Source organism: Flavobacterium sp., from assembly GCF_044371705.1.
GTDB lineage: Bacteria > Bacteroidota > Bacteroidia > Flavobacteriales > Flavobacteriaceae > Flavobacterium.
Window position 1 is genome coordinate 1 of record NZ_JBILTE010000182.1, and the last position, 5,143, is coordinate 5,143.

Below are 5,143 nucleotides of genomic sequence, written 5' to 3' on the forward strand. Positions count from 1 at the left end.
ACAAATCATCAAAGGTTTGGGAGAAATTGGCGGTTTTGGTCCGTACATTCCCGAAGAATATGGTGGTGCTGGTTTAGACCAAATTTCCTATGGCTTGATTATGCAGGAAATTGAAAGAGGTGATTCCGGTGTACGTTCTACCTCATCGGTACAATCATCATTGGTAATGTATCCCATTTGGAAATATGGAAATGAAGAACAACGAATGAAATATCTACCCAAATTGGCCACAGGCGAAATGATGGGTTGCTTTGGATTAACTGAACCCGACCACGGTTCAAATCCGGGAGGAATGACAACCAATTTTAAAGATAAAGGCGATCATTACTTATTAAACGGTGCCAAGATGTGGATTTCCAATGCTCCTTTTGCTGATATAGCTGTTGTTTGGGCAAAAAATGAAGAAGGCAGGATTCACGGTTTAATTGTGGAACGTGGAATGGAAGGTTTCACTACTCCAGAAACACACAACAAATGGTCGCTTCGTGCTTCGGCAACAGGTGAGCTAATTTTTGACAATGTCAAAATTCCAAAAGAAAATCTACTGCCTAACAAATCCGGTTTAGGAGCCCCGCTAGGTTGTTTAGACTCGGCTCGTTACGGAATTGCTTGGGGTGCGATTGGTGCAGCAATGGATTGTTATGATACGGCTTTACGCTATGCGAAAGAACGCATTCAATTTGATAAACCTATTGGGGCTACCCAATTACAACAGAAAAAATTAGCCGAAATGATTACCGAAATTACCAAAGCCCAATTGTTAACATGGCGTTTGGGAGTTTTGAGAAATGAAGGAAAAGCTACCACTGCTCAAATTTCAATGGCAAAAAGAAATAATGTAGACATGGCTATCCATATTGCAAGAGAAGCACGACAAATTTTAGGTGGGATGGGTATTACCGGAGAATATTCAATCATGCGACACATGATGAATTTGGAATCGGTGATTACGTATGAAGGAACCCATGACATTCATTTGTTGATTACAGGAGCAGATATTACAGGAATGCAAGCGTTTAAATAAATTCCAACTAAAGAAATTCCAAATTCCAAAATTTAGAAGATTTTACATTAAACAAAAACTAAATTCTACATAAATAGCTTCTCAATTCGGGGAAGCTTTTTTATTTTTGATAAAAAATTCGTTATGAGCATTGCAACCATTCAAAATACCATTCAACCACAAAAAAATAGATTACTCAATCATTCTCTATATAAAAATATTAAAACCATTGACGATTTAAGAGTATTTCAGGAAAGCCACATTTATGCTGTTTGGGATTTTATGTCGCTTTTAAAAGCTTTACAATCAAAATTGACTTGTACTTCTACCCCATGGTTACCCGTCGGAAATCCTGAAACACGTTATTTAATCAACGAAATTGTATTGGCGGAAGAAACCGATCTTTCCGCAAACGGAAAGCGTTTGAGTCACTTTGAAATGTATCTAGAAGCCATGCAAGCCAGTGGTTCGAATACATTGGAGATTGACTCATTTTTGAATCATGTGATTGCAACGAAGAACATTTTTGTATCCATCAAAAAAAGTGAATTACATCCAAACATTAAAGCCTTTTTAGATTTTACATTCCGAATCATTGAAGAGGGAAAACCCCATAAAATTGCGGCTGCATTTACTTTCGGAAGAGAAGATTTGATTCCTGAAATGTTTACAGCAATCTTAAAAAACTTTCAATCTAGTTTTCCTGAAATAGATTTGTCGAAACTCATTTATTATTTTGAAAGACATATTGAACTAGACGGAGATGAACACGGGCCGATGGCGATGCAAATGATTAGTGAATTATGCGAAAATAACGAAACCAAATGGAAAGAAGTGGAAGAAGTTTCTGTTTTAGCTTTAGAAAAAAGAATCGGACTTTGGGATGCCATTGAAGAAAAAATACATAAAAAAGAAGTTTGTTACTAATCTATAGCAATGATAGCTAATTCTCATCATAGATTTTCCAAAAAACAAGTAGTCACAAGTCGGGCTATGAATTTCATCTTGTGTATTTTATTCTTGGTTACTCTCAGTTGTTCCGATGATGAAACTGAAGTAGTTTTGGTTGACGACACACCTTCGGTAGCCTTCAAATATTTAGCATTGGGTGACAGTTACACCAAAGGCGAAGCAGTTTGCGATGCCTGTAAATTCCCTTCGCAATTACAGGACAGTTTGCAAAATTATTTAACTCCAAATGAAGTTATTAATCTTAAAGTTGTTGCACAAACGGGTTGGACGACCACCAATTTAAAAACGGCAATTATTAATGAAAATCTAAATGCAGAATATGATTTAGTGACCCTATTAATCGGCGTAAATAACCAATACCAAAACAAACCTTTTTCGCTGTATGAACAAGAATTTCCGGAGCTTTTAAATACTGCAATTACATTGGCAAAAGGTGATTTGAATCGTGTTATTGTTGTTTCCATTCCGGATTACGCCTATACTTTATTTGGTCTTGGAGGAAATGAAGATTTAATTTCGAGTCAAATCGATCAATACAATTTATTTGCTAAAAATCACACGGAATCATTGGGGATTACTTTTGTAAATATCACAGATATAACTAGACAAGGTTTAGCAAATCCGGCTTTGGTAGCTTACGATAATTTGCATCCTTCAGAATTAGCTTATACCAAATTTGTAGAACGTTTGCTCCCGATTGCGAAAATTAAATTGGGGATTGATTAATTATTGCTGCGGAGCAATTTCCAATTCAAGCCCGTCTAATTCCTCACTTAAATGAATCTGACAACCTAATCTTGAATTTTCTTTCACATGATAGGCATCGGCTAACATGGCCTCTTCGTCGTCGTTGCGTTGGGTTTTTAAAACATCGTTTAACAGATAGCATTGACAGGAGGCACACATGGCCATTCCGCCGCAAACACCAACGGTTCCTTCTTCTGCTAATTCATACATACGAATGAGTTCCATAACGTTCATATTCATGTCGGTTGGAGCTTGCACTTCGTGTTTGACACCGTTTCTATCGGTGATTTTTATGGTAATATCTTTAGGCATGTTAATCTATTGATTTTACCACTGCTTTCTCCGCTTCTTTTCGTGTACCATCAAAACCATCTACTCCTGAAACAGTAGTGTATTTCAACACATATTTTTTACCTGGATTCAATCGGCTATAAACACTTTGGCACATCAAAGTTGCTTCATGAAATCCGCATAAAATGAGTTTTAATTTTCCGGGATAGATATTTACGTCGCCGATAGCATAAATCCCGTCAATATTTGTTTGATAATCTAAAGCATTATTAACTTTGATGGCATTTTTTTCAATTTCTAATCCCCAGTTGGCAATGGCACCTAATTTAGGTGTCAAACCAAATAACGGAATAAAATAATCGGTCACCACATTCATTCGGGCACCATTGACTTCAATGTCTACTGATTCGATACGTTCAGTTCCTTTGAAACCAATCACTTCAGCAGGCGTAATTAATTTAATTTTTCCTGCATTTTTCAATTCTTGTACTTTTTCAACCGAATCTAATGCTCCACGGAATTCATTTCTTCGGTGAACTAAAGTCACTTCTGCTGCCAAATCCGCCAGGAAAATACTCCAATCCAATGCTGAATCACCACCTCCCGAAATTACAATTTTCTTTCCGCGATATTTTTCGGGATCTTTAACAAAATAATCCACTCCACGATCATTTTGTTCGTAAAACTCGATGTCTTTCAAAAGTGGTTTTCTAGGCTCAAAAGTCCCTAAACCTCCAGCAATAGCAATTGCTTTTGCTTGATGTTGAGTGCCTTCACTAGTGGTTACAATAAAGCTTCCGTCTTCGAGTTTATCAATTGTTTCAGCGGTTTCACCCAAAGTAAATCCGGGTTGAAATTGCTTGATTTGTTCCATTAAATTGGTCACTAAATCACCTGCTAATACTTCGGGATAACCCGGAATATCATAGATAGGTTTTTTAGGATATAATTCTGCTAATTGTCCACCTGGTTGAGGAAGTGCATCAATTAAATGACATTTCAATTTTAATAAGCCTGCTTCAAATACGGCAAAAAGCCCTGTCGGGCCTGCTCCAATAATAAGGATATCGGTTTGTATCATTCTTTTTATTTGCTAAGGTTCAAAGTGACTGTGTTACTAAGATTTTTGTAGTGGCGAAATTAGACTTGTTTGCGATTTAAAAACATGACTTATGTCAGTTTTGAATACTATCACAAAAAGTTATAATTCACACTTTTTAAGCTACGTTTTCCACCGTTTCAATTTGTGGCACATACTTTTTGATTGTAGTTTCCACACCTGCCTTTAAAGTCATTTGATTCACACTACATCCCACACAAGCACCTTCTAATCGAACTTTTACATGTTTCTCTTCTACAACCTCAATCAATGAAATATTACCTCCGTCGGAAATCAAAAACGGACGGATTTCATCTAACGCTTTTTCAATACCTAATCTAATTTCTTCTTCTGTCATTATTTTTTCCCTTTTACTGCTGAACATCCAGCCATGGTGGTTATTTTAATTGCTTCTGTGGGAGGTAAAAAATCATTTCTGTTCACTACTTCCTGCACAATGTTTCTAGCTATATTTTCAAATGCAGCTTCTAATGGCGTGGCTGTTTGAAGTGCTGCAGGACGACCATAATCTCCCGCTTCACGAATACTTTGTACCAATGGAAGTTCGCCCAACAAAGGCACTTGTAAATCTTCTGCTAGATTTTTTGCTCCTTCTTTTCCAAAGATATAATATTTATTATTGGGTAGTTCTTCCGGTGTAAAATAAGCCATATTTTCAATAATTCCCAAAACAGGCACTTTAATAGCATCGGATAAAAACATCGAAACTCCTTTTTTAGCATCGGCCAGAGCAACTGCCTGCGGTGTACTAACAACTACCGCTCCTGTAATGGGTAACGACTGCATAATTGAAAGATGAATATCACCGGTTCCGGGAGGTAAATCGATTAACATAAAATCAAGTTGTCCCCAATCAGCATCAAAAATCATTTGATTTAATGCTTTTGCAGCCATTGGTCCACGCCAAATAACGGCTTGATCAGGTTTAGTAAAAAAGCCAATCGATAAAATTTTAACTTCGTAGCTCTCAACGGGTTTCATTTTTGATTTTCCATCTACTTCAACCGATA

The 5,143-nt window shown here is 36.8% G+C and carries 7 protein-coding genes; 3 read left to right on the forward strand and 4 right to left on the reverse strand.

The features are described 5' to 3' along the window. From ACIQ2S_RS11075 to ACIQ2S_RS11085, 3 genes are all read left to right on the forward strand, one after another. On the forward strand, positions 1–1,024 hold a 1,024-nt coding region (locus ACIQ2S_RS11075; RefSeq protein ID WP_396175948.1), incomplete at its 5' end, for an acyl-CoA dehydrogenase family protein. Positions 1,025–1,147: 123 nt separating this feature from the next. Further along, entirely contained in the window at positions 1,148–1,930 is a 783-nt protein-coding gene (locus tag ACIQ2S_RS11080) for a DUF3050 domain-containing protein (RefSeq protein ID WP_396175950.1), read from the forward strand. A gap of 66 nt (positions 1,931–1,996) precedes the next feature. Continuing rightward, the gene (locus ACIQ2S_RS11085) at positions 1,997–2,701 is read left to right on the forward strand and encodes an SGNH/GDSL hydrolase family protein (protein ID WP_396175952.1); all 705 of its coding nucleotides are present in this window, start codon (positions 1,997–1,999) and stop codon (positions 2,699–2,701) included. Here ACIQ2S_RS11085 and ACIQ2S_RS11090 read toward each other — a convergent pair whose 3' ends face one another. The 4 genes from ACIQ2S_RS11090 to ACIQ2S_RS11105 form a co-directional block, all read right to left on the reverse strand. Continuing rightward, positions 2,702–3,034 (reverse strand): ferredoxin, encoded by a 333-nt coding sequence (locus ACIQ2S_RS11090; RefSeq protein WP_396175954.1) that lies wholly within the window; start codon positions 3,032–3,034, stop codon positions 2,702–2,704. 1 nt (position 3,035) lies between these two features. Then, a complete protein-coding gene (locus tag ACIQ2S_RS11095) occupies positions 3,036–4,094 on the reverse strand; it encodes an NAD(P)/FAD-dependent oxidoreductase (RefSeq protein ID WP_396175956.1) in 1,059 nt (352 codons plus the stop codon). A gap of 136 nt (positions 4,095–4,230) precedes the next feature. After that, the gene (locus ACIQ2S_RS11100) at positions 4,231–4,470 is read right to left on the reverse strand and encodes a NifU family protein (protein WP_396175958.1); all 240 of its coding nucleotides are present in this window, start codon (positions 4,468–4,470) and stop codon (positions 4,231–4,233) included. Continuing rightward, positions 4,470–5,143: P-loop NTPase (locus ACIQ2S_RS11105; RefSeq protein WP_396175960.1), on the reverse strand; the 674-nt coding region annotated here is incomplete at its 5' end. The genes ACIQ2S_RS11105 and ACIQ2S_RS11100, both read right to left, overlap by 1 nt.